The sequence below is a fragment of the Desulfopila sp. IMCC35008 genome (assembly GCF_010646885.2).
Classification (GTDB): Bacteria; Desulfobacterota; Desulfobulbia; order Desulfobulbales; family Desulfocapsaceae; genus Desulfopila.
On the sequence record NZ_CP050700.1, the window covers coordinates 2114003 to 2134799 of the forward strand.

General features: G+C 42.2%; 18 protein-coding genes. 7 read left to right on the forward strand and 11 right to left on the reverse strand.

All coding sequences use genetic code 11. The features are described from left to right. Positions 1 to 2: 2 nt before the first annotated feature. From GA520_RS27130 to GA520_RS09355, 3 genes are read right to left on the reverse strand one after another with little or no spacing between them, the layout of a single operon-like run. The gene (locus tag GA520_RS27130) at positions 3 to 416 is read right to left on the reverse strand and encodes a PGPGW domain-containing protein (RefSeq protein ID WP_163336865.1); all 414 of its coding nucleotides are present in this window, start codon (positions 414 to 416) and stop codon (positions 3 to 5) included. 25 nt (positions 417 to 441) lie between these two features. Further along, the gene (locus GA520_RS09350) at positions 442 to 1032 is read right to left on the reverse strand and encodes a nitroreductase family protein (RefSeq protein ID WP_163336864.1); all 591 of its coding nucleotides are present in this window, start codon (positions 1030 to 1032) and stop codon (positions 442 to 444) included. 8 nt (positions 1033 to 1040) lie between these two features. Further along, complete coding sequence (locus tag GA520_RS09355) at positions 1041 to 4643, reverse strand: DUF748 domain-containing protein (RefSeq protein ID WP_163336863.1); 3603 nt, start codon at positions 4641 to 4643, stop codon at positions 1041 to 1043. A gap of 449 nt (positions 4644 to 5092) precedes the next feature. Between GA520_RS09355 and cdaA the strand changes: the two genes are divergently transcribed. The 7 genes from cdaA to GA520_RS09390 all read left to right on the forward strand — a co-directional run bounded on the left by cdaA (position 5093) and on the right by GA520_RS09390 (position 12455). Beyond that, entirely contained in the window at positions 5093 to 5884 is a 792-nt protein-coding gene (gene cdaA / locus GA520_RS09360) for a diadenylate cyclase CdaA (RefSeq protein ID WP_163336862.1), read from the forward strand. Next, entirely contained in the window at positions 5857 to 7044 is a 1188-nt protein-coding gene (locus tag GA520_RS09365) for a YbbR-like domain-containing protein (protein WP_163336861.1), read from the forward strand. Before cdaA ends, GA520_RS09365 begins: the two co-directional genes overlap by 28 nt. An 8-nt stretch (positions 7045 to 7052) precedes the next feature. Beyond that, complete coding sequence (gene glmM, locus GA520_RS09370; RefSeq protein ID WP_163336860.1) at positions 7053 to 8405, forward strand: phosphoglucosamine mutase; 1353 nt, start codon at positions 7053 to 7055, stop codon at positions 8403 to 8405. A 29-nt stretch (positions 8406 to 8434) separates the two neighbouring features. Then, a complete protein-coding gene (locus GA520_RS09375) occupies positions 8435 to 9301 on the forward strand; it encodes a glycosyltransferase family 2 protein (protein WP_163336859.1) in 867 nt (288 codons plus the stop codon). A 104-nt stretch (positions 9302 to 9405) separates the two neighbouring features. Then, entirely contained in the window at positions 9406 to 10503 is a 1098-nt protein-coding gene (locus tag GA520_RS09380) for a glycosyltransferase family 4 protein (protein ID WP_163336858.1), read from the forward strand. Between the two features lie 19 nt (positions 10504 to 10522). Further along, on the forward strand, positions 10523 to 11572 hold the full coding sequence (locus GA520_RS09385) for a glycosyltransferase family 2 protein (protein WP_163336857.1): 1050 nt from the start codon (positions 10523 to 10525) through the stop codon (positions 11570 to 11572). A 22-nt stretch (positions 11573 to 11594) separates the two neighbouring features. Continuing rightward, entirely contained in the window at positions 11595 to 12455 is an 861-nt protein-coding gene (locus GA520_RS09390) for a glycosyltransferase family 2 protein (protein ID WP_163336856.1), read from the forward strand. Here the strand turns inward: GA520_RS09390 and GA520_RS09395 are convergent. The 8 genes from GA520_RS09395 to GA520_RS09430 form a co-directional block, all read right to left on the reverse strand. Continuing rightward, entirely contained in the window at positions 12442 to 13206 is a 765-nt protein-coding gene (locus GA520_RS09395) for a class I SAM-dependent methyltransferase (protein WP_163336855.1), read from the reverse strand. The two genes, GA520_RS09390 and GA520_RS09395, sit on opposite strands and share 14 nt — an antisense overlap. Positions 13207 to 13291: 85 nt before the next feature. After that, complete coding sequence (locus GA520_RS09400) at positions 13292 to 14200, reverse strand: glycosyltransferase family 2 protein (RefSeq protein WP_163336854.1); 909 nt, start codon at positions 14198 to 14200, stop codon at positions 13292 to 13294. A gap of 304 nt (positions 14201 to 14504) precedes the next feature. Further along, positions 14505 to 15521: a glycosyltransferase gene (locus GA520_RS09405; protein ID WP_163336853.1), complete on the reverse strand. Its 1017-nt coding sequence runs from the start codon at positions 15519 to 15521 to the stop codon at positions 14505 to 14507. Between the two features lie 2 nt (positions 15522 to 15523). Beyond that, positions 15524 to 16426, reverse strand: coding sequence for a glycosyltransferase (locus GA520_RS09410; RefSeq protein ID WP_163336852.1), 903 nt, complete (start codon positions 16424 to 16426; stop codon positions 15524 to 15526). A 214-nt stretch (positions 16427 to 16640) separates the two neighbouring features. Next, positions 16641 to 17609, reverse strand: coding sequence for a glycosyltransferase (locus GA520_RS09415; protein WP_163336851.1), 969 nt, complete (start codon positions 17607 to 17609; stop codon positions 16641 to 16643). Positions 17610 to 17718: 109 nt separating this feature from the next. Further along, a complete protein-coding gene (locus GA520_RS09420) occupies positions 17719 to 18534 on the reverse strand; it encodes a bifunctional 2-polyprenyl-6-hydroxyphenol methylase/3-demethylubiquinol 3-O-methyltransferase UbiG (RefSeq protein ID WP_163336850.1) in 816 nt (271 codons plus the stop codon). Between the two features lie 7 nt (positions 18535 to 18541). Then, positions 18542 to 19582 (reverse strand): hypothetical protein, encoded by a 1041-nt coding sequence (locus GA520_RS09425; RefSeq protein ID WP_163336849.1) that lies wholly within the window; start codon positions 19580 to 19582, stop codon positions 18542 to 18544. Between the two features lie 41 nt (positions 19583 to 19623). Then, the gene (locus GA520_RS09430) at positions 19624 to 20793 is read right to left on the reverse strand and encodes a DegT/DnrJ/EryC1/StrS aminotransferase family protein (protein WP_304511318.1); all 1170 of its coding nucleotides are present in this window, start codon (positions 20791 to 20793) and stop codon (positions 19624 to 19626) included. Positions 20794 to 20797 lie beyond the last annotated feature (4 nt).

The window sequence follows — 20797 nt, forward strand, 5'->3', positions numbered from 1 at the left end:
TGTTACCAACAGAAGGATTCCTTCCCTGTTTTTTTGCGTATCCAATCCATTGTAGACTGAATGGTTGCTGGTCTGGTTGCTCGGTAGATCAGATATTGCTTATACGGGAAACTCATAACACCGATGCCAATAATCATGGTAATGATCCCCTGGCCCGGCAGGAAAAGCATGGCGATACCAGCTGTGAATAAGACAAACCCTATGAGGTTTCGCAAAAGGAAAATTATGGGGTAGGAAATGTGTGATTTTGAGACTACAGTTTCTTTTTTATTCTTGGGATTCTGAAAATAGTTTTGCGGAAGTTGTGAAACCAGCCAGGGAATGCACAAAAGACTTATACAAAACGTAATAAGAGAAAGTCCTGCGAAAAAGGGGAGAACAGACTGAAGTGTTTGGGTGAAAGGTGTAGACATCATGGGTTACCTTGGTTTGCAATAGCGCCTATTTTCGATCGAGTGAAATAATGATGTCTTCTAAGGTGCGTTTTGGTACCCGGTGAATATCATTCTCATCACGCCAATAGTGTGTGTTGTTGTTGTCGACCTTCTCGATAACAACCTTTTCCGCTGGTACACCCAAGGCTATTACGAGTTCAAGTGTGAGATGAGGCGGGATGTTGAACAGATCAGCCAGTTTAGGAGAAAATGCGCCTATACGACACCCTCCGATATTTTTTTCGATGGCACCGAGTAACAGGTTCTGGGACGAGATGCCGAGATCGAAGTAGGCTAATTTTTCAGGCACATTCAACCAGTCATGGTTAAGCAGACACAGTACATAGGCTGCAGGTCTTTCACCACTGGCTGGGCCTTTCCAGTCCTGAAGATACCCGGCCCAGCCAAGGTATGGGAAGATATCCTCGCAGAGATCATTTTCTGTGATAATCATATATTGCCAGGCTTGGCAGTTTCTTGAAGAACCGGCAAGCCGAGCCAGGTCAATAAGTTGGTGCAGGGCTTCTTTCGTGAGATTCTGCTTTTCATTAAACCTGCGATATGTCCTGGTTGCTGCTATCGTTGTTTCGAGATCCATATCCTTAATTACCCTTGGGGCTGGGAGTCTGCCGTCCCGTTTTTTTGTTTTCCGGTAAAGGCCTGTAGCCTGAAAAAAACCTTATTTGCGCCGCTTGTATCACTGTCTGTTATACGTGGTCGTTCAGATATTGTAATCCGCTCAGGCTCAAGTGCAAGTTTATCCGTAAAAAAATCAACAATTACCCTGGCGCGTTGTTGGGCCAGGTTTTGCAACATTTTATGATCTATTAATACCGGTTCCGGTTCGATTGGTGTAAATGGCTGGAGCAGCTCTGCGGGAAGGTTCTGCTCAACTATTTGACTTGTTGACCCGTTTGCTTGTTCTGCCTGTTGAAGCTTTTGGAAATACTCTTGTCTCGCTGCTTCGTATTTCTTTCTTCTCTTGTCGTTTTCGATGCCGACGCGCTCCATTTCAGCTTGTTCGAGTTGTTCCTGCAGGGCAGCTGTGTCAATTTTTTTATCAGCCCCACCTGTTACGATTATGCCAATTTGCGGGTGCGTGGAAAGAAGACTTGAATAACGAGTCAACGATTCACGACCATGGCCAGAGAGGGCAATTTGACCGGGCAGGAATTCGGCGTACTCGTTATCCGCCATATCTGCGTAATCGCCGGATGCAATTAAAAACGGTGAAACAGCAGCTTTTACCATAAATTTGCCGAATGTTGTAAGCGTTGCATCAAGAAGAGGTTCGGAACCTTCGGTAATTTTGTGTTTTTTGGTGACCAGTAACTCGAATCGACGTTCTGCATCAGTTAAAAGGGCAATGGTAAAGGCAGTATCAGAAGAGATACTGTCGGGTTGTACACGTGTAAACAAGAGTTGGTTTTGCTCATTTACGATGCCGTTATTCCAGTCCGAACGAGTCGTTACAGAGAGCTCACCCTGGCTTGTATCGATATCGGTCTGTCCGGTTAGTTGTTCATGAAAAGACGGGAAGGGGTATCCTTTCATATTGAACAGACTGTTGCCCTGAGCAGTAAGGTCGAACAGGTTTATTGTCCCGTCAAGAGTGAAGGGGATAGTATCGATATTGCCGGAAAAGGAAAACGGGGAAGAGGCACCGCTACCATTTTTACGATTGATACCGTTGAGCAATCCCCGGAAGTAAGTGATGTCCGCAGACCATGGTGGTTCAACCCTGTTTTCTTTATACTTAATTGTACCATCTGAAACAGAAATTTTCTGCAATTCTATTGAGGAAAGGTTGACACTTTTTTGGGGCTTGCCCTTCATTTTGGGGAGTTGTTGATTAAGATACGTAACAAGTGCCCCGGCTGGATGCGTGCTTGTGGCCTCCCGCTCGAAAAGAAACAATGGTGAAACAAAAGCTATTTCAGAACCTCCAAGGTAGAAAGGAGTTTGGTTGATACGAATATCCTTGAAATCAATACTTTTCCACTTGAGAGCTGAAGTATTCTTCCTGCCAAGCTCTCCATTGCTTATTGATAGTTGGCCACTGAAACTAACTTCGGGAAAAAGGAAAGTACCCTTGCCATGCATAAGGCCTGTTGTCTCAGTCAGGAAAGCTGATTTCCCAAACCATGGCAGAAGCTTCTGGGCAGAAATATCCTTAAACGCAGTTTGCAGGACAGTTGAGAAAGGTTCGAGGGTAAGTTTACCTTTTGCCTGAACTTCTCCATTATCTGTCTGCGCCTTAAAGGTGAGGTTGTCCTGGTCACCGGTTTCAGCATTTTTATCCAGGTTGACCGCCTGGAGGTTCACACTGTTGAACTTCAGGGGCTTCGTGTGCTTATTTGCAGAATTCCTTAGTTCAAGTTCACCTTTGAACTCCAGAGCCTGGAACGTCGTATTGGTTTTATTTTTGCTGAACTCAGAGAAAAGTGGTGGCAGGTGGCCTGTTGAGAGTGAAACAGAACTGTTTTTTAGAAAAATATTTCCCAGGTTTACCTCTAGACCACTCTTTGATAAGCCACTGATTTTGGTAATAGGAGCTGAATACCAAACCTCCTTGTTGTTATCATTTTTAAGAGAAAGGTCATGGAGGATAAGATTACCTTTTTTTATTTTTATATCGACCGGATGTGTTTTGTCCGTTTTTTTCTGATAGGTAAGTGATCCGGTAATATCAGCTGTGCCCGTGCTGTTTAAGAGCGATGGTATTTCTAGCCATTCAAAAAGGAGTTTTGTTTCTATGTCGTCAATGCGAAATGACCCGGAAGGGATGTTATTCCCCAAAATCTCACCCTGCCAGTTGAAAATAGCATGACTGTTCGCCTTTTCTGCACTGATCCGAAATGTAGGTTTCGATTTATCGGTAATTTCTTTATCAGAAGTGAAACTTTTAAGGTTGAATTGGATGGACTCCCAACTGTCGACAGATTCTTTCTGATTTTTAACAAAACTCGTGTATGAGCCGTTATCTATAAGTAGAAGATCTATAGCCATGACCGGTGGGGTGGCAGGTATGGCTGATGGTTGCGCTTCCTGTCCGGCTCCGGTTGGTGTAAGCAGGTTGAGAAGTTCGGGAAGGTTGCCTTTTCTTATATGAAAGACTGGTTCACGAAGCACGACCTGTTTCATGTATGTATCACCAGTAACAGGTTGAATAGCGCCTTCAAGTTTTGTTGAGGGAACCTCTATTGTATACAGGCTGTTTTTTTCTGCTATTTTCAAATCGGTTATCTGGAGGTTGAGTTCGGTCAGTAGCTTATTCTCTTTTGAGCCTGGTGAAAAAGTGAGCTTAAGTTCGCCGTCAGCGTATCCCTGTTTTATAGAAAAGGGGTAAGGCGTCGGCAGGTAGCTGAAATAAAGAGAGAGATCAAGCTTATTGATATTGCATGAGAGTTCAGTCTTCCTGGTTTCAGAACTATCACCAGGGCCATCGTAGTCTGTTTGCGAGGTGAGTTCTAATGGGCTGCCGTTGATGATGGCGCTGAATTTGGGCCGAATATAACTACTCGTCTGGTAAGGAAAATTTGATATGTTTGGCAGGGCAAGTTCAATATTCTCGACTACATGGGTCGATTTTTTGGGGATGTCCTCAAATTGAAGTTTTGAATTGGTGAGTATTATATTGTTGAGGGAAAAGAAAAAAGGTAGTTCAGAAAAGTCCATAAAGTCAGATTGCTCGGACTTTTTAAGTGATTTTATAAATGGTGTAAAATTATAGGTTGAATCTTTATAGCGCACCACATTGGTATGAACCTTCTCCAGGAGAAGGCTTTTGGTAACTACATCACCGCGCAGCAGTGAGAGGGGCGCGAGTTTTGCTTTTAGTGAGTCGAGCGCTATAAGATCATGTTTTTTGGATTTGGGATCAACCAGAACCGAGGGCCCAAATTGAAGAGCAAAGGTAAATGGGTTAAACTCCACAGTTTGTATAGTTAGCTCGACACCGGTCTTGGCCCTGACGTTTTCAGGGAGCCATTTTGATATGAATTTCGGGACAAGTATAAAGCCAACTGCGGCATAGAGAGCTGCAACTACAGCAAAAATAATAGCAGTTATTATCAAAGTGGAAGACGTAGAGGGTTGGGAGGATAGACCTCTTTTACTTCCAGGCTTCCCCTTCTTTTTTCTGTGAGGAGGGGGACTCGGTTTATTTCTATCTTGGGAAATGTTGATTGTGCCGTAGTGGTCTGACATAGTATACTTCTTTATGTTGTACGGGCAGGGATTAACCTGTCCGGTTACGATAAAAAATTTTATAAAATCTCTTTGAATAATTTTCGCGAGTTCAGGCAAAAGATATGCCGTGCCTGCATCAATTTTACAAGCAACAATTTAAGCATTGGGAAGAAAGTGGGAAGCAGGATATGAAAAATGCTGTAACCGCAGAGATTTTCTTTGGCAAAATACACCGTTACCCTGTAGATTGACAGTAGAATGTTACTGAATGGGTGCCTCGACACAGATTTATTGTTTATTTAGCTCTGATGATATAGTGGTATCTCTTTAGGCTAAAGTTATACTAACAAACCGAGCCGTCAAATAGTCGATTATTTGATTAGCATTATAAATTCGCAGAAAAATTAGAATCGAACTCGCTATTTGTACCTTATATTTGATGTAAAATAAGTGAGATATAAAGTTATATGATAGAAGTTTTCAGTTATTTAAGATGGCAGGATTTGCTCGATATCCTGGTTGTCGCCTTTATAATTCATCAGTTGATTTCCATTATCAGGGGCACTCGTTCCGTACAGATGGTTGTCGGACTGGGGGTTCTTTCGGTCGTATATTTCCTGGCGAAAATTTTCGATTTGTCTGCATTGATGTGGTTGATGCAGACTTTTCTCAGCTCCATCCTGCTTATTGTGATAATTGTATTTCAGCAGGATGTCCGAAGAGCGCTCACGCAAGTTGGTAAAACACCGTTCCAAAAGACTATGGATGTGGCCGAAAAGGATCTTGATGAAATTATTCGGTCAGTTTTTTATCTATCAAAGCGTCGTATAGGGGCGCTCATGATTATCGAGCGGGAGACCGGATTGCAGGAGTTTGTTGAATCCGGATTTAAGCTTGATGCACAATTGTCGAAAGAACTGCTTATTTCTATATTCATGCCAGTTTCACCACTGCACGACGGCGGTGTTATTATCCATAAGGGAAGAATTCAAACCGCAGGATGTATATTGCCGCTCACTCAAAACCCATACATAAATAAACGATACGGAACAAGACACAGGGCCGCGATTGGCATCTCTGAAGAGACTGATGCGGTCGTACTTGTTGTCTCTGAAGAGACGCAGGAGGTTTCCATCGTACGCCATGGTGCACTTACAACGGTGAGTGATGAGATTAGTCTCAGTAATAGCTTGCGGGCAATATTTTTACCTAAGGAAGGAACATCTCAGTCATGGAAAAGCTGGCTTTACAAGGGATAGTGCGATTCTTACGACAGCTCTTTTCAATCCAGAAATGGCAACGCCTCTGGACGAAGGACTGGGTATTGAAGGTCATCTCCCTACTTCTTGCGACGGTGCTCTGGTATTATGTGGGCGGGGAAGAAACGGTTGATAAAAATGTCTCAATGCCAATTGAGATCATAAACCTGCCCCGGGATCTGGTTATTTCCAACCAGTTCAAGAAAGAGATCGAAGTGACGGTCAGCGGACCACGCTCTCTCATACAGGAGATGACCAATAAGGCAGTAACGAGACAGATCAACCTGGCCGATGCCATGCCCGGGACAAATGTTATCGAAAATAATAATGATTCGATTCAGGTACCTCGGGGAATCACCGTCCTTCGTATTCAACCTGCATCTATTATTTTATCTTTAGATAAGCTGATTCAAAAACAATTTCCAGTAATACCGGTGACAACAGGTGACGCTGCTCTGGGTTATAGCCTTAAAAACCTGCGGATGGACCCGGATGCCATCACTATTACCGGACCGGAGACAATATTAAGCCAGGTCGATGAGCTGCTGACACGGGTGATAGATATTAATGGTATGACGGAATCAAAACAGATTCAGGTTCCACTGGATCTGGAACCATCCATTGTCGAGTTGATAGGGGAGACCTCAGTAACTGCCGAGATTATTATCCAGACCCAGGTAGAGATGAAGAGTTTGCCGGGTGTACCAGTGAAAATGATTGATGGAGATGGGGAAAGTTTACTTCTCCCTGATCACGTAGACATTATAGCTAATATCCCGGTACTTTTACTACGAGAGAAAGTCGACCTGTATACATTGTTTAAAGTAACGGCCAGGTTGGCAGAAAACAAGGATGAAACCAAAGTTGAAGTTGCTTTGAAAGAAGGGGTTAAATATCCTATTGAGATCCTTTCTGTAACGCCAAAAACAGTGAAAATAGTCAATGGTCCCAGTAAGACGAAAGATGAATCTCAAATCGAGAAAAAAGATCCCAAGCCGGAAGAGATTGAAGTTGAGCAAGACGAACAGACAGTAATAACAGTTCAGCCGGTTGTTGAGAGCAAGGACGAACTTCCGCAAACAGATGAGTTGCAGAATATTCCCAACCGGATACAACAGATTCCTGTTATTGTCCCGGGAAAATCGAAAGTTAAGAAATAGTAAGAAAAATGCGCAAATTATTCGGCACTGACGGTATACGAGGGGTGGCAAATATTCACCCTATGACCATAGAGATCGCCACCCAGGTTGGCAGGGCAATGGCATTTATCATTAAAAATGATACCAAACGGCATCGTATTGTTATAGGCAAAGACACCAGAAGGTCTTGCTACATGCTGGAAAATGCACTGGCAGCTGGGATCTGCTCAATGGGTGTTGATGTGCTTCTGGTCGGGCCACTGCCAACACCAGGCATTTCTTTTATTACTACATCCATGAGGGCAGATGCAGGTGTTGTTATATCAGCCTCGCACAATCCATTTCAGGATAATGGAATAAAACTCTTTGCCAGTGATGGCTTCAAGCTTCCTGACGATGTCGAACTTGATATTGAAGAGCTTATATTCACCCAGAAAATGGACGCCTTGAGGCCTGTTGCGGAAGAGGTGGGCAAGGCTGCAAGAATAGAAGATGCCAAAGGGAGATATATTGTATTCCAGAAAAATTCTTTTCCCAAAGAGTACACTCTTGACGGGTTTAAAATCGTGCTCGATTGCGCTAATGGTGCAACATACAGCGTTGCACCCCATGTTTTTGAAGAACTGGGTGCAGAAGTGACAACACTTGCAGCTGAGCCGAATGGTGAAAACATAAACCTCGATTGTGGAGCCCTCCATCCGCAAAAAATGGCTCTAAAGGTTCGGGAGGTTGGAGCCGACATCGGTCTCGCCTTCGATGGTGACGGAGATCGACTCATCGTTTGCGATGAAAACGGGGAGATTGTCGACGGCGACCATATCATGGCGATCTGCGCTCAGGATCTCATGAAGAGAAGGAAACTTAAAAAGAAGACATTGGTTACTACAGTTATGTCCAATATGGGTCTCGAAGTTACCATGGAACGAATGGGTGGTCAGATGGTCCGCACAGCAGTCGGCGACAGATATGTCGTCGAATGTATGCGGAAAGAGGGCTACTCATTTGGCGGAGAGCAATCAGGGCATCTGGTCTTTCTAGATCACAACACTACCGGTGATGGCATACTCGCCGGCTTGCAACTTCTGGCAGTAATGAGGAAACATAACAAATCAATATCCGAGCTTGCAAAAGTGATGGAAAGCTTTCCCCAGGTTCTAAAAAATGTAGAAACCTCTACCAGAATTCCCATTGATTCCATACCAGGCTTTCCCGAGACTGTGGAGCGATTGGAGCAGGATCTTGGTAAGACCGGTAGAATACTTGTTCGACCTTCAGGTACTGAACCTGTAATAAGGGTGATGGTTGAAGGCCAGGATAAAGCTGAAATAAATGTTATGGCTGATGAGCTTTGTGATTTGGTCAGGAAGGCTGACAGAAGTTAAAAATTCTACTCCGAAGAGGAGAAGTCGCAATGCCCAAAACAGACAATATAGAGGTTACAGTTCTTATCCCAGCATATAATGAGGAGCAGTCAATCGGCAGTACTGTTCGTAGTGTAAAGGAACTTTACCCCGAATTTGAAGTATTAGTGGTCGACGATGGTTCAACCGACAGTACTATGCAGGTGGCCATGGATGCTGGTGCAAATGTTTGGCCGCATCCATATAATATTGGCAATGGCGCAGCCATTAAAACTGGTTTACGTGTTGCCAAAGGTGAGTGGATTGTGATGATGGATGCAGATGGTCAGCACAACCCGGAGGATATTGATCAGTTATTGGAGCATAAAAACACTTTTGATATGGTTGTTGGTGCTAGAACCAGTAAATCTGAAACGGCGTTGCACAGGAATATGGCAAATAAGTTCTACAACTGGATAGCCAGCTATGTGACTCATTTCAAGATTGAAGATCTCACATCCGGTTTCCGGTTAGTGAAAAAAGATGTGGTTCAGCAATTCATTTACTTGCTTCCAAATACGTTTTCGTATCCAACAACTCTTACTATGTCTTACATAAAAAGTGGGAGAAGTCTAAAGTATGTTCCTATTCAAAGTAGGAAAAGACTTGGAAAGAGTAAGATTAAACTGGTAAATGATGGAGTTCGTTTTCTGCTGATAATCTTCAAGATAGCTACACTGTTTTCCCCTTTACGGATATTCCTCCCACTTAGTTTACTGATGTTTTTCACTGGCCTTGGATATTATCTCTACACTTTTATTACCGAAGATCGATTCACAAACATGTCTGCGCTCTTGATAAGCACTTCGGCCATAATTTTTATGATTGGTCTTGTCTCCGAACAGATAAATCAGATGAGGAGCGACAAGGTTGCGTGAAGATGAAAGTTTGAAGACTAAGCCCACCCCAAGATCCTTTATATAGGCACTTAGTGAAAAGAATATTGCTTATCACACGGAACTTCCCTCCATTGGTTGGTGGAATGGAAAAGCTCATGTTTAATACTTTCATTGAGCTGAATCGACACTTCAGGTGTGAAGTCGTTTGTCCATTCGGTGGGAAGTCATCTGTAAATAAGGGTGAATTAGTTCATGAGGTTCCAGGAAAGTTTCTCCCAATCTTTTATATTGCTGCGTGTATCAAATCAATTAGTGCATGCCGAAGAACTAGGCCCGATATCATTATTGGGGGTAGTGGCCTCGTTTCGCCAATTGTTGTTTTGCTGTCATCCCTTTTTGGCTCAAAGTCTGTAGTGTTCGTACATGGTCTTGATCTTGTCGCTGATAGCTTCATTTTTAAAAAGTTTTTTGTACCCACAATACCTCACGTCGATTTTATTGTGGCAAACAGTAATAATACAGCCAGGCTTGCTCGTGATATTGGCGTGTTAAGTGAAAATATTACCGTGATAAATCCAGGTGTTGAAATTCCTAATCCATCGGCGGTTAACCCAGACAGGTTAAGGATATGGAAAAAACAGTTGCATATTGACGGACATCCAATAATGCTAAGTGTTGGGAGACTAGTGCAACGAAAGGGAATTGCAGATTTTGTAGATCATGGAATGGGTTTGATCCGTGAAAAAATTCCCAATATACGATTTATTGTAATCGGTGGAGAAGCGGTTAACGCCATAAGGAAAAGCAATTGCGAGTTGGCCAAAATAAAGGCAGTGATAAAGAAGAGAGGGTTGGAAGACAACGTCCTGCTTCTGGGCGAGGTAGATGAAGCCACCTTGCATTTAGCCTTCTCAGCTGCAGAGCTATTCGTATTTCCACTTGTTAAAACTCATGCGGATGTAGAGGGATTTGGAATGGTGGCGATTGAGGCTGCTGCGTTTGGACTTCCAACAATTGCATTTGATGAAGGTGGGGTCAGTGATGCGATTAAAGAAAATACCACTGGATATCTTATTTCACCAGGGGATTATATATCTTTTGCTAGCAAGGCTATTGAGATACTCGTTAAATCTAATGACTATGTGTTTCAGGAAGATGGGTGTAGGCAATTTGCAAAGTTGTTTTCGTGGATGAATTACGGGAAAAAAATGCAGAAATTTATCCGGCAAATTCAAATATAGAATATTTCTGATTAAAAGAATGCCTTCAAAACTATCCACAATAAAATATGAAAGTAGAGAAGTGATTTGCTCTGTATGTATCGCGAATTATAATGGAGTTAACTATCTGAGTGATTGTATTGAATCTGTTCTTATGCAGGAATTTGATGAAGGTCAGATAGAAATCATAGTTCATGATGATGCATCTGAAGACAATTCAGTAGATTATATTCGGACTAATTATCCTTTTGTACGGCTAATTGAAAGTGCTAGTAACGTTGGATTTTGTGTAAGTAACAACCGTATGGTTTCAGAAGCCAAAGGGAAATGTATACTGCTACTGAACAATGATGCAGTGTTAAATGATGATGCGATTTTAACTCTATATGCTGCTTGGCTAGAATATGGAGAGGGAATATATGGCTTGCCGCAATATGATGCAACGTCAGGAAAACTGATAGATATGGGGAGTACGTTTGACCTATTTCTTAATCCTGTTCCTAACTTGGATAGTTCAAAACATGATGTTGGCATGGTTACCGGAGCATGTTTGTGGCTATCTAAATCGCTATGGGAGAATCTTGGAGGTTTTCCTGACTGGTTCGGTTCCTTAGCTGAAGATACTTTTATTTGTTGCTATGCCAGGCTGAGGGGATTTCCAGTAAAAGTGGTACCTGGATCGGGTTATGACCATTGGGTCGGGGCTAATTTTGGAGGCGGTAAACTTGTTGATGAGAAAAAACTAGTAACGTCTATAGAACGTCGAAGTTTGAGCGAACGGAATAAGTCATATGTAATGGTGCTGAGTTATCCTACTATCGCACTAATAGTGATTTTGCCTATACATATATTATTTCTTATGTTTGAAGGTCTTTTGCTATCAATAATTAAAAAAGATATAAAAATATTCTGGTTGATTTACTGGAATTGTGTGAAATGTATATGGAGTGAAAAAGGCAGGTTGATTAAGCGGAGAAAATTAATTCATAGGATTAGTAATATCAACGCAAAGGAATTTTTCAGGCCATTTAGCATGTTTCCGTATAAGTTACATATGATAATTAGATTTGGAATCCCTGCTATAAGATAGTTATTAACATATTATTCGCAATATGCATAAAAAATGTAAGCCGAATGTAAGTATAATCCTCCCTACATATAATCGGGAATATTGCCTGCTTAAATCTATAAATAGTCTCATTAACCAGACATATAAAGATTTTGAAATAATAATAACAGACGACGGATCAACTGACGATACTAAAAACCTCGTGCTATCTATATCAGATGATCGTATCAGGTATATATCGTCCGGGAGTAGACAAGGCGCAAATGCTGCTCGAAATCGTGGGATATGTGCTGCACGCGGAAAATATATAGCCTTTCATGATAGTGATGATGAATGGTTGCCAGATAAACTTGAACTTCAAATTGAATCTTTAAAGAGATTTGGTGATAGTGCAAAGGTTTGTTTTTGTGGATTTGTGCGTATTGATGGAGAAAATGAAAAATATATTCCTAAGAAAAAACGACAAATTGAAAGCGGTTTACATGATTTTCATTATCAATTACTTAAAGGTAATTTTATTACAACACCAAGTTTGATCGTAGAAAAAAAAATATTGAATAAAGTGGGGATGTTTGATGATAGTCTAGATCGATTACAGGATTGGGATTTGGTGCTGAGATTGTCAAATAATACTAAATTTGTATTTATCGATCAACCTTTACTCATTTCATATATTACTGACGACAGTATAACAAGAAGAAAAAGTTTGTGGCAAGGTGTTGAGAAAATAGTGGAGAAGTATAAAGGTGATTTTTTTGCTCATCCTTCATCTTTATTAATTCAATACTTAAACATCTGCATTTTTTCTATCATTGATATGGAATTCGTAATATTTGGAAAATACTTTTTGAAGACAATAAGTCTTATGATGATGAAACCATCTGCTCTTTTTATACGTTGGTAGATTTTTTGGTGCAATGATAAATGTTTTGTTTTCCTTGTGATAAACCAAATTCTATTATTTCATTATCCTTAAATAAATCATCCGACTTCGTTATCTTTACTAGAAATCCTGCTTTCCTAAGCCTATCTGCGTAATCAGGTCCATACCTTCGAACATGATCTTCTTGCCCAAAAGCATCACGTCGATCTAGGGGATTGGTAATAGTAGGATCTTCGAATGTTTTTTCGCTGGTAATAGGTACGAGTAGTATTGCCCAGCCATCATTCTTTAAGACGCGCAAGAGTTCGCTCATTGCTAGGATATCATTATGTATATGTTCCAGTACATGATTGCAAAATATCACATCAAATGACTGATCAGGATACTGGATATTTGTAATATCCATTTTAACCATCGCAGCAGGATTATGTAAATCAGCAGTTAAGTATCCTTGACCAAATAATTCTCTGAATGTTTGCTCATAACATTGTTCTGCTGCTACATGAAGCACATGTTTTGGTTTTTTCTCAAAGAGATTTGTTCTTTTCTGTAAATATACCCATAAAAAACGATGACGTTCTAGCGCCCCGCAAATAACACATTGTGCATCTTCTCGAGGCAATAAACCAAAATGACGAAATTTACGAGAAAAATTACCACATACTGGACAATATCGTTTATGCCCGTAGTAACAAACCTTCATCATAAAATTTTTGATTGGCCTTAGAAAATTTTTAGAGGATTCAGGGAGTTTTCTAAGAAAAATAGTCATATGTATTTGTATTAGTTTGTTTTATTAGGTGTTCATTAGTAAAACTAAGGAAATGGATAGTTGGTATTAAATATAGATGGTTTATTCAGCGAATATTATTCTTACCTATGCCTAAAATGTAACCCATTCTCAATATAAATGTATAGTATTTATTGAAGAATAGTATGGCGAAGACGCCCAATAATTCACCGATGCTAATATTGGCATCCTTGCTATCTCGCCATGCCTTTTTAATATCAAGTAATGGTGGCATAGCACCTTTAAATATAATTGTTTTCAATTCGAATTGCTTTTTCATAAAAGGGCATTTTTTACGTAAAAGAAAAACACCATAATTTACTCTTTCTATTTTTAATCTCAAATCTTTTAAGTTGTGTCTTGCGGGATGTTTTACCACAGCATTGTGTGCATAATTTAAAGAATATCCACGGACTGTAGCTCGTTGAGTAAATTCAATATCCCCGCCAGATGGAGAACTTGTATCAAAATTGCCAAGATCCTCAAAAACACCTCTTCGAATGAAAAGATTTGCTGTTGTGGCTATGCCATTTTTACAGTTGTTTTCTTGCTGAAATGAAAAAAATGACTCAAATATTTCAACGATTGTTGGTTTGTTTGGGGCTTTCGGGAAAATATCCACTTTTCCGGCTAGTAAGTCAGTATCGGGATTTTCTTCCAGAAATAACCATCCTTCTTTTAGCCATCCAGGAGTAGGTATACAATCAGCATCAGTGAATACGATTACACTTCCTTTTGCTATACTTAAACCTTTATTTCTAGCCGCATAAGAACCTATATTAAATTCTCTGACTAACTTAACAATATCAAATTGAGCACATAACTGCTGTAGCTCCATAAAGTCGTCAGAACAGTTGTCTACCACGATAGCTTCAAAAGGCGTGCAACATGTTTGTTTTGAAAGTGCGTCTAAACACTTACCTAGTAAATATGGACTATTATAAACGGGTACAATTACACTAATATTGGGATTCACAATAGACTTACCTTCTAATTTTTCGTTGTTATACATTATCAAGTAGTAATTGCCGATAAGGAAAAGTGTTTAAACAAATATGGGATGAAAAATTAAACACCATTGCTTAGTTATACAAAAAGTAACTTAAATATATTAAGCCGTACGTCGAATAACCGACAGTTAGCTTGATTACAAATATCAAAAAAGCAGCCTGTTAAGGGCATACGAGATTGATACCAATGTCGGCTAATCAGGTTCCGTCTTAATAGGTTTGCTCAATATTTTAAATTGCAAAAAGATATGAGAGATGTGTGTTGCAAAGTCACAGTCTAAACAAGTATCGGAAAATGAGATCGCTAGTAAAACTCATCCAGCCACGAAAATACGCATAACCACCACTTCGATATAATTTCAAGATAGCGCCTAAGCGTTTGCCACCTTTTTCGTTGAGAATACAATTGCGTGAGACCTCGGCCATATAACGCTTACGCAGTTCAAAAGTAATGATATCTAATTGTACCGCATCAATATATCCTGCGCTCAAAAATGAATCCCGACCTTGTTCTAGCCAACTGAGCAGTGAAGCAGACCTCTCCTTGCGAAGGGTCATATCAGCTTTCATTTGAGATAATCTTTTTAGCAATCCCGGTCGTAATTTTCGGAAATGATCGGGAAGGGTTACATAGTCAACATTCAATGGACTGCCAGTTGTTGAGTTGGCACCGTGTCGACGGTGCAGGGCTAATACCTCGTTGATGATGGTCTTAACAAAAAGTGTCTGAGCACACATATGCAACCATTTGTCGTGGGATAATCCCTTGATATCGGGAATGGGGAGGCATAATCTGAGGAAATCGCCCCTGATGGCACTTGCCATACCGACCACATAGTCCTTTTGTAAGTCGAAATTACGACGCATACGCTCGATTTTGGTCTGGCCGATTGGAGTGAGGTTGCTTTTACAGAATAAAATGTCGTGAATGAGCAAATGAATTTCAGTATGCTCCTGGAAATACTCTTCTACCTGCAGCAACTTGGTTGGCAGCCAGACGTCATCCTGATCGCTTGGTAAAACTATATCACCGGTGCAATATGACAATGCCTTGGAAAAATTATTTGCGTAACCGATATTGTATTCGTTGGCGATAATCTTGACTTGAAAAGGGGCTATATAGGCAAATTGCTGAACAATGAACAGTGTTGAGTCACTAGAACAGTCATCGCAGACGACCAGTTCGTCAGGCAGGCGAGTCTGTGCAACGAAACTTTCGAGTTGTTCGCGGATGAAATAAGCACCGTTATATGTAGCTAAGGCAATGGAAATTTTGAAAGTCTTCATGACTAAATGACTCTCGCTAATAAGAACTTTGTCCTTCTTAAAAGTATGGGCAGCCAAGCATAAATAAGCAATTTCAATAGAGCGATTTTATTTTTGGGCGCCAATACGAAAAAAATATGCTGCAAATATATTATCAACAGTTTCGCAAATTCCTCATTAGAATGGATGGCATCACGTTTATTTAATGTTGTTTCCTGTGATTCGTGGCGTCTGAATATAGCCAGTTCCTCATCGAGGAAATATGCATCGAAGTGACGCAGTATCCGGTACCAATATTCATAATCTAATGTTTGTTTCAGATCTTCACGAAATTCTCCTACGGTTTTGACTACATTAGCACGGTACAACACAGCCGTCGGTTCACCGATTTTATTCCTTGGAGGCTCTAAAAAAAACAAATCTCCCAAAATGGATAGACCATGAACCAATCCTTCACTTATCGGCACCTCAGATTTATCATGTAGTGTTCCAAAAATTTGCAGCCACTGGTGGAGCCCTTCAACGGTGCCACTGCTAATTATTTTCCTACGGCAATACACTAGTCCAACACTTGGGTTACGCTCAATAGCTGATACCATCATGGAAATACATCGAGCCGATAGTAAATCATCTTGCATTAAAAATTTAATAAATTTCCCTTGAGCTTTTGAAACACAAAAATTCCAGTTGGCGCCAATCCCACAGCAATTATGGTGGTATAATCTGGCTGGGACCTGCCTCTTTTCAATAAAGGAAGCTATTATGTCCAAGGTGTCATCCGTTGAACCGTCATCGGAAAAAATCACTTCTAAGTCACGAAAATCCTGGGATAGGACTGATTCGAGCGCGGCTTCTAAAAACCTCCCCCCGTTTAACGTCGGAATGCAGATACTGACAGTAGGTTGCGTTTCGGTACCTGAATCCATTAGTTGCTCCATCTTCACAAAAAAAACGACCTACCCCAGAGAAGGTATTAGTTAAATACTAAAAGAAGATTAACTATTTTACCTCTAAAAAGACAAAGTGTATCACAATGTTGTTGAAGTTGTAGTCGTGAGTCGTTCAGACTGCAAAGCCTATGAATTTAATTCTTAGCTTATGGCCAAGAATTTCCACCCTAGGGTAAGCACACGGACATTCTTAAAAATTGGGATGAAGGAAATTCTTATTGATAAATTTCCTCCAAACTTTCAATAACGGACCAAAAACAACATGATTATTAATTCGTTTAAGGCTGGATTGCTCAAGATCAAGTGCCATTAAAAAGAGCGCTCGACGCGCCCTGGCTGCGGCAATTTTGGCCAATGGTGGTCCATTCTTTTCTAGTTCACAATAAAAATCATAGGTTCCGGTGAGTTGTGCACTGCGTCTAATAGGACTCCATACGCCTCCGTCGTGTTTTCTATAAACCCCCATCTCCTTATTTATTCCGTGTGCATACCCATCTTTACAGGCCATGATCCATCTTGGCCAATCATTCATCGGCAGTCTGTAGTACCAAGATGGGGTGTCGATTACAGCTTCACGGACAGCGAGTACGGAGCAGGTCGGGATAATATTTTGAGTGACGAGTTCCTCACAAGAATAGAGATCCTTAGCCAACTCACCAGGAAAAGAAGTCAATCCTTTGTCACCACCACCCTCTTTCCTGACAAAGACTTTATGAAAACACAACTTGACATGGGGGGACTTTGCGACAATTGCAACTTGCTTTTGGAGTTTATTTTTGTCTGTCCAAAAATCATCACCTTCACAAAACGCTATATATTTACCTCGTGCTCTCGGGAAATTGAATTCAGGGTTAGGCCTAATCCCCTTTGACCATTGGTTCTCTTTTTGGCATATAGCCTTTATCACATTTGGATATCTTCGTTCATATTCTCGAATAATGGTCGCTGTTTGATCTGTTGATGCATCATCATGAATTAAGATCTCTACTGGGAACTGCGTCTCTTGCATCAAAAAACCATCGAGACAATCCTGAATAAAATTTTCATGATTGTATGTAATGCAAGATATACTGACGATCGGTAATGCTTCTTCCGGCCACTTCTGTTCGCTTATAGGGGCAGGTGCCGACAATTGCCGAATAGTATTGTCATCTTTCATAATTTTTGCATCGCAGGGTAATGGCAGTGGTCGAATTCATGCAGGCACCTGTTGGTGCATAGGTCAGTCACTTTTCACTCACAATTGATTGCCGTAAATATCTGTCGTGTCAGGCAGCATCAAAACTCTGCTGCGTTGAACTTTTAAGGAAAAACAGTGGTCGATTTAAAAACTCGCCAACCACGTCAAAACGTTGTAATAGCGCATCACAAACCGGCTTGTAGCAGGCTGCTGCTGGTTCATAAATGGCTATGTCCTCGATCACCCAAGTGTTATGACAGGTATCGCGGACAAACTCAATGATTTCGGCTTTGCGGCCGTTTGGGAATAAAGGTTGATTACGATCGCCCTTCCAATTGAATCCTATTTGGAACCAACAGTATTGTGTTTGCTTGGCTAGTTGACGTAGTATCTCGCCCATTTGTTGTTTTGCCGTGGCAAGTGTTGTGCTCTGAGAACCGAAATCATCGCCGAGGTGGTGGAGAACATTCAGGCATAAAGTGATATTGATTTCCGGGACTGTTTGGCGTTCAAAATCGAAGTAACTGTTGTAAACAGTCAGACAATCTGAGAGTCCAAGGAGGGCGGCTATTTCACGGATGAATTCTGCATGAGCAGGATTGCCTTCGAAGGCATGGACTTCCTGTGCCCCTTGTTCCAGCGCGGCTAGGCAGAAAAATCCAGTATTTGCGCCAATGTCTAACAACGACTTGCCGGTTAACTCAATATGCGACGTCATGTAGTTCCACCGGAGAGTTTCGCGTTTTCCGGTGGGTGAATATTGGGGCCCTAAGATGCTTTGAGCCCATGGATGCAGTTCTTGGTAGATGCTGTGCTTGCTTCGGGCAGACAGGAGGTCAGCCAGTCGGCGTTTATTTGAGTCGATATCGTCAGTAGGTTCGGAAAACGTTGGGTTATTCATCATATAATTCTCAGTAGATGCCGGCAAGCGGTTGTGTGTCGTGTGCTGCATAGACGTCATGTTTTCGCAGCAAAATCCTTATATCCTTGTCGGTGTAGGCATCCACGGCTGGATATCGTCGGCAAGGGCTATTGAGCGCACCAAATGCCCAGGCATACCATCCATCTGTGTTCTTTTGGTCGGCAAGCAGATGCAATGGTTTAAGCCCTTGGTCAATTGCGAAGCGATTAAGCAGGCCGGGGCAAACTTTTAGCGACAAATTCAACGGTCCCCAGAAGCGTGGATTGACCTCAATGAAGGACAATCGTCCGGAACTATCGCGCATGATTTCGATCATGAATGGCCCGAAGTATCCTTTGCGATGAAGCCCGGACATGAGTGCCGAAACATCAATACCTGGGTTGGCCGTAGAGCGCGCCAAGACGATGGACTTACCGCCCGGCTGCTGCAGCAAGTTCTCCTGCCAGTAGCAGTCAAAATATCCATCTTTGGCCAAATAGGCACATAGATACAGGCTTTGACCTTCCACCCATTCCTGAGAGAACCAATCCCTGATTTCAATCGTTTCCATCGCCATTGCCAATTCATTCGGGCTCTTACAAATAATAGGATACAACATCTGGTTATTGATTATATTGTATTTCGGCTTCAGGACGCAAGGTGGCACCCAACAACCGGGGGGCTGGACGGTCGGATATGACAGTCCTGTCAGGTCATGGATGATGCTCCCGCTGCTCCCTTTGCTGGAAAGAATTTGGTAAAGGGCTGGTTCAGGCAGAGCGCTGTTCCATCCGCAGGCTGTTACGGCCACATGGTTGCCCAATACGAAGCAGTTGAGGAACTCGCTGGTTGGGCATAGAACCGGAGATAGCCCCAATGCTCGCAGACTCAATGCGACCTGCTTCATCAATTGCACGTTCAGTGAGGCATCTTTCCGCTGAAAAAGAACATGGTCGCGCCATTGGGTATTAAGGATGGCATCTGTGCCATGACGAGCGACAAGACGGAAAGGTATCTCCACTGCTCGAAAATAGCGGCAGAGTGCAACCACGGCACGATCATTGTGACCTGTAAATATAACGGGGCAAGGGGTTAGCATTTGAGATTTTGCTTTCGGTTATCGATCACTACGTTCTCTTCGTGGGCTGCCGCTATAAAATCACAAATCTGGCTCTGGTCCGATTCGACTAAATTCGGATAAATGGGCAAGCAAATTACCTGCTCAGCAATGCTCGCCGCCACCGGTAAATTAGCACGGTTTGCAGATTGCAGACCACGGTACATTGGAAAATCCGAGATCAGCGGAAAAAAATAGCGACGCCCGTAAATGCCGTGCTCACGAAGGCAAGAATACAATGCGTCCCTGCTGAGGGGATACTCTGGACGAACCAGGATCGGGAAATAAGCATGGTTGTCGCGGGTCTGTCCGCCGCGCTCGACGCAATTGATGCTCGGAACGTTCGCAAGACGTGTACGGTAGAGACGGTCGATCTCGCGACGACGAGCGAGGGCCTGGTCGATGTGTTTAAGCTGGAGCAAGCCCAATGCTGCCCCGAACTCACTCATCTTGCCGTTGATGCCGGTTGCCACCACGGTGGTTTCATCAACAAAGCCGAAATTCTTGAGGTTATCGATATGCTGCTTGGTCTTGGCATCGGGGCACACAATAGCGCCACCCTCGAAGGTGTTGAAAACCTTGGTGGCATGGAAACTTAGTACTGACAGATCGCCATGCTTAAGGATGCTGCGGTTGCTAATCTGAACGCCGAAGGCATGCGCAGCATCGTAGATTACCTTTAGGTTATAGTTATTCGCGATCGTCTGAATATCCTCCACATCGCAGGGATTCCCATAGCAGTGCACCGGAAGTATGGCCTTAGTTTCAGGCGTGATAGCGGCTTCGATCTTTGCTGGATCTAAATTGAGAGTTTTCGGATCGATGTCGACGAAGACCGGCTTGATGCCATTCCAGAGCAGCGCGTGTGCGGTCGCAACGAACGAATAAGGTGTGGTAATTACCTCTCCGCTAATTCGTAGGGCTTGCATTGCCGTTACTAGCGCTAAGGTACCGTTTGCGAAGAGGGTGAGATGTTCGACGCCAAGATAGTCGCACAGTGCATGTTCAAACTCTTGATGAAACGGGCCTTTGTTGGTGAGCAACTTGCTATGCCAGATACTCTCCAGGTAGGGAATGAATTCCTCAAGGGGGGGGAGATGGGGTTGGGTGACGTAGATTGGCTTATCAGATATCACGTTTTGCACCACG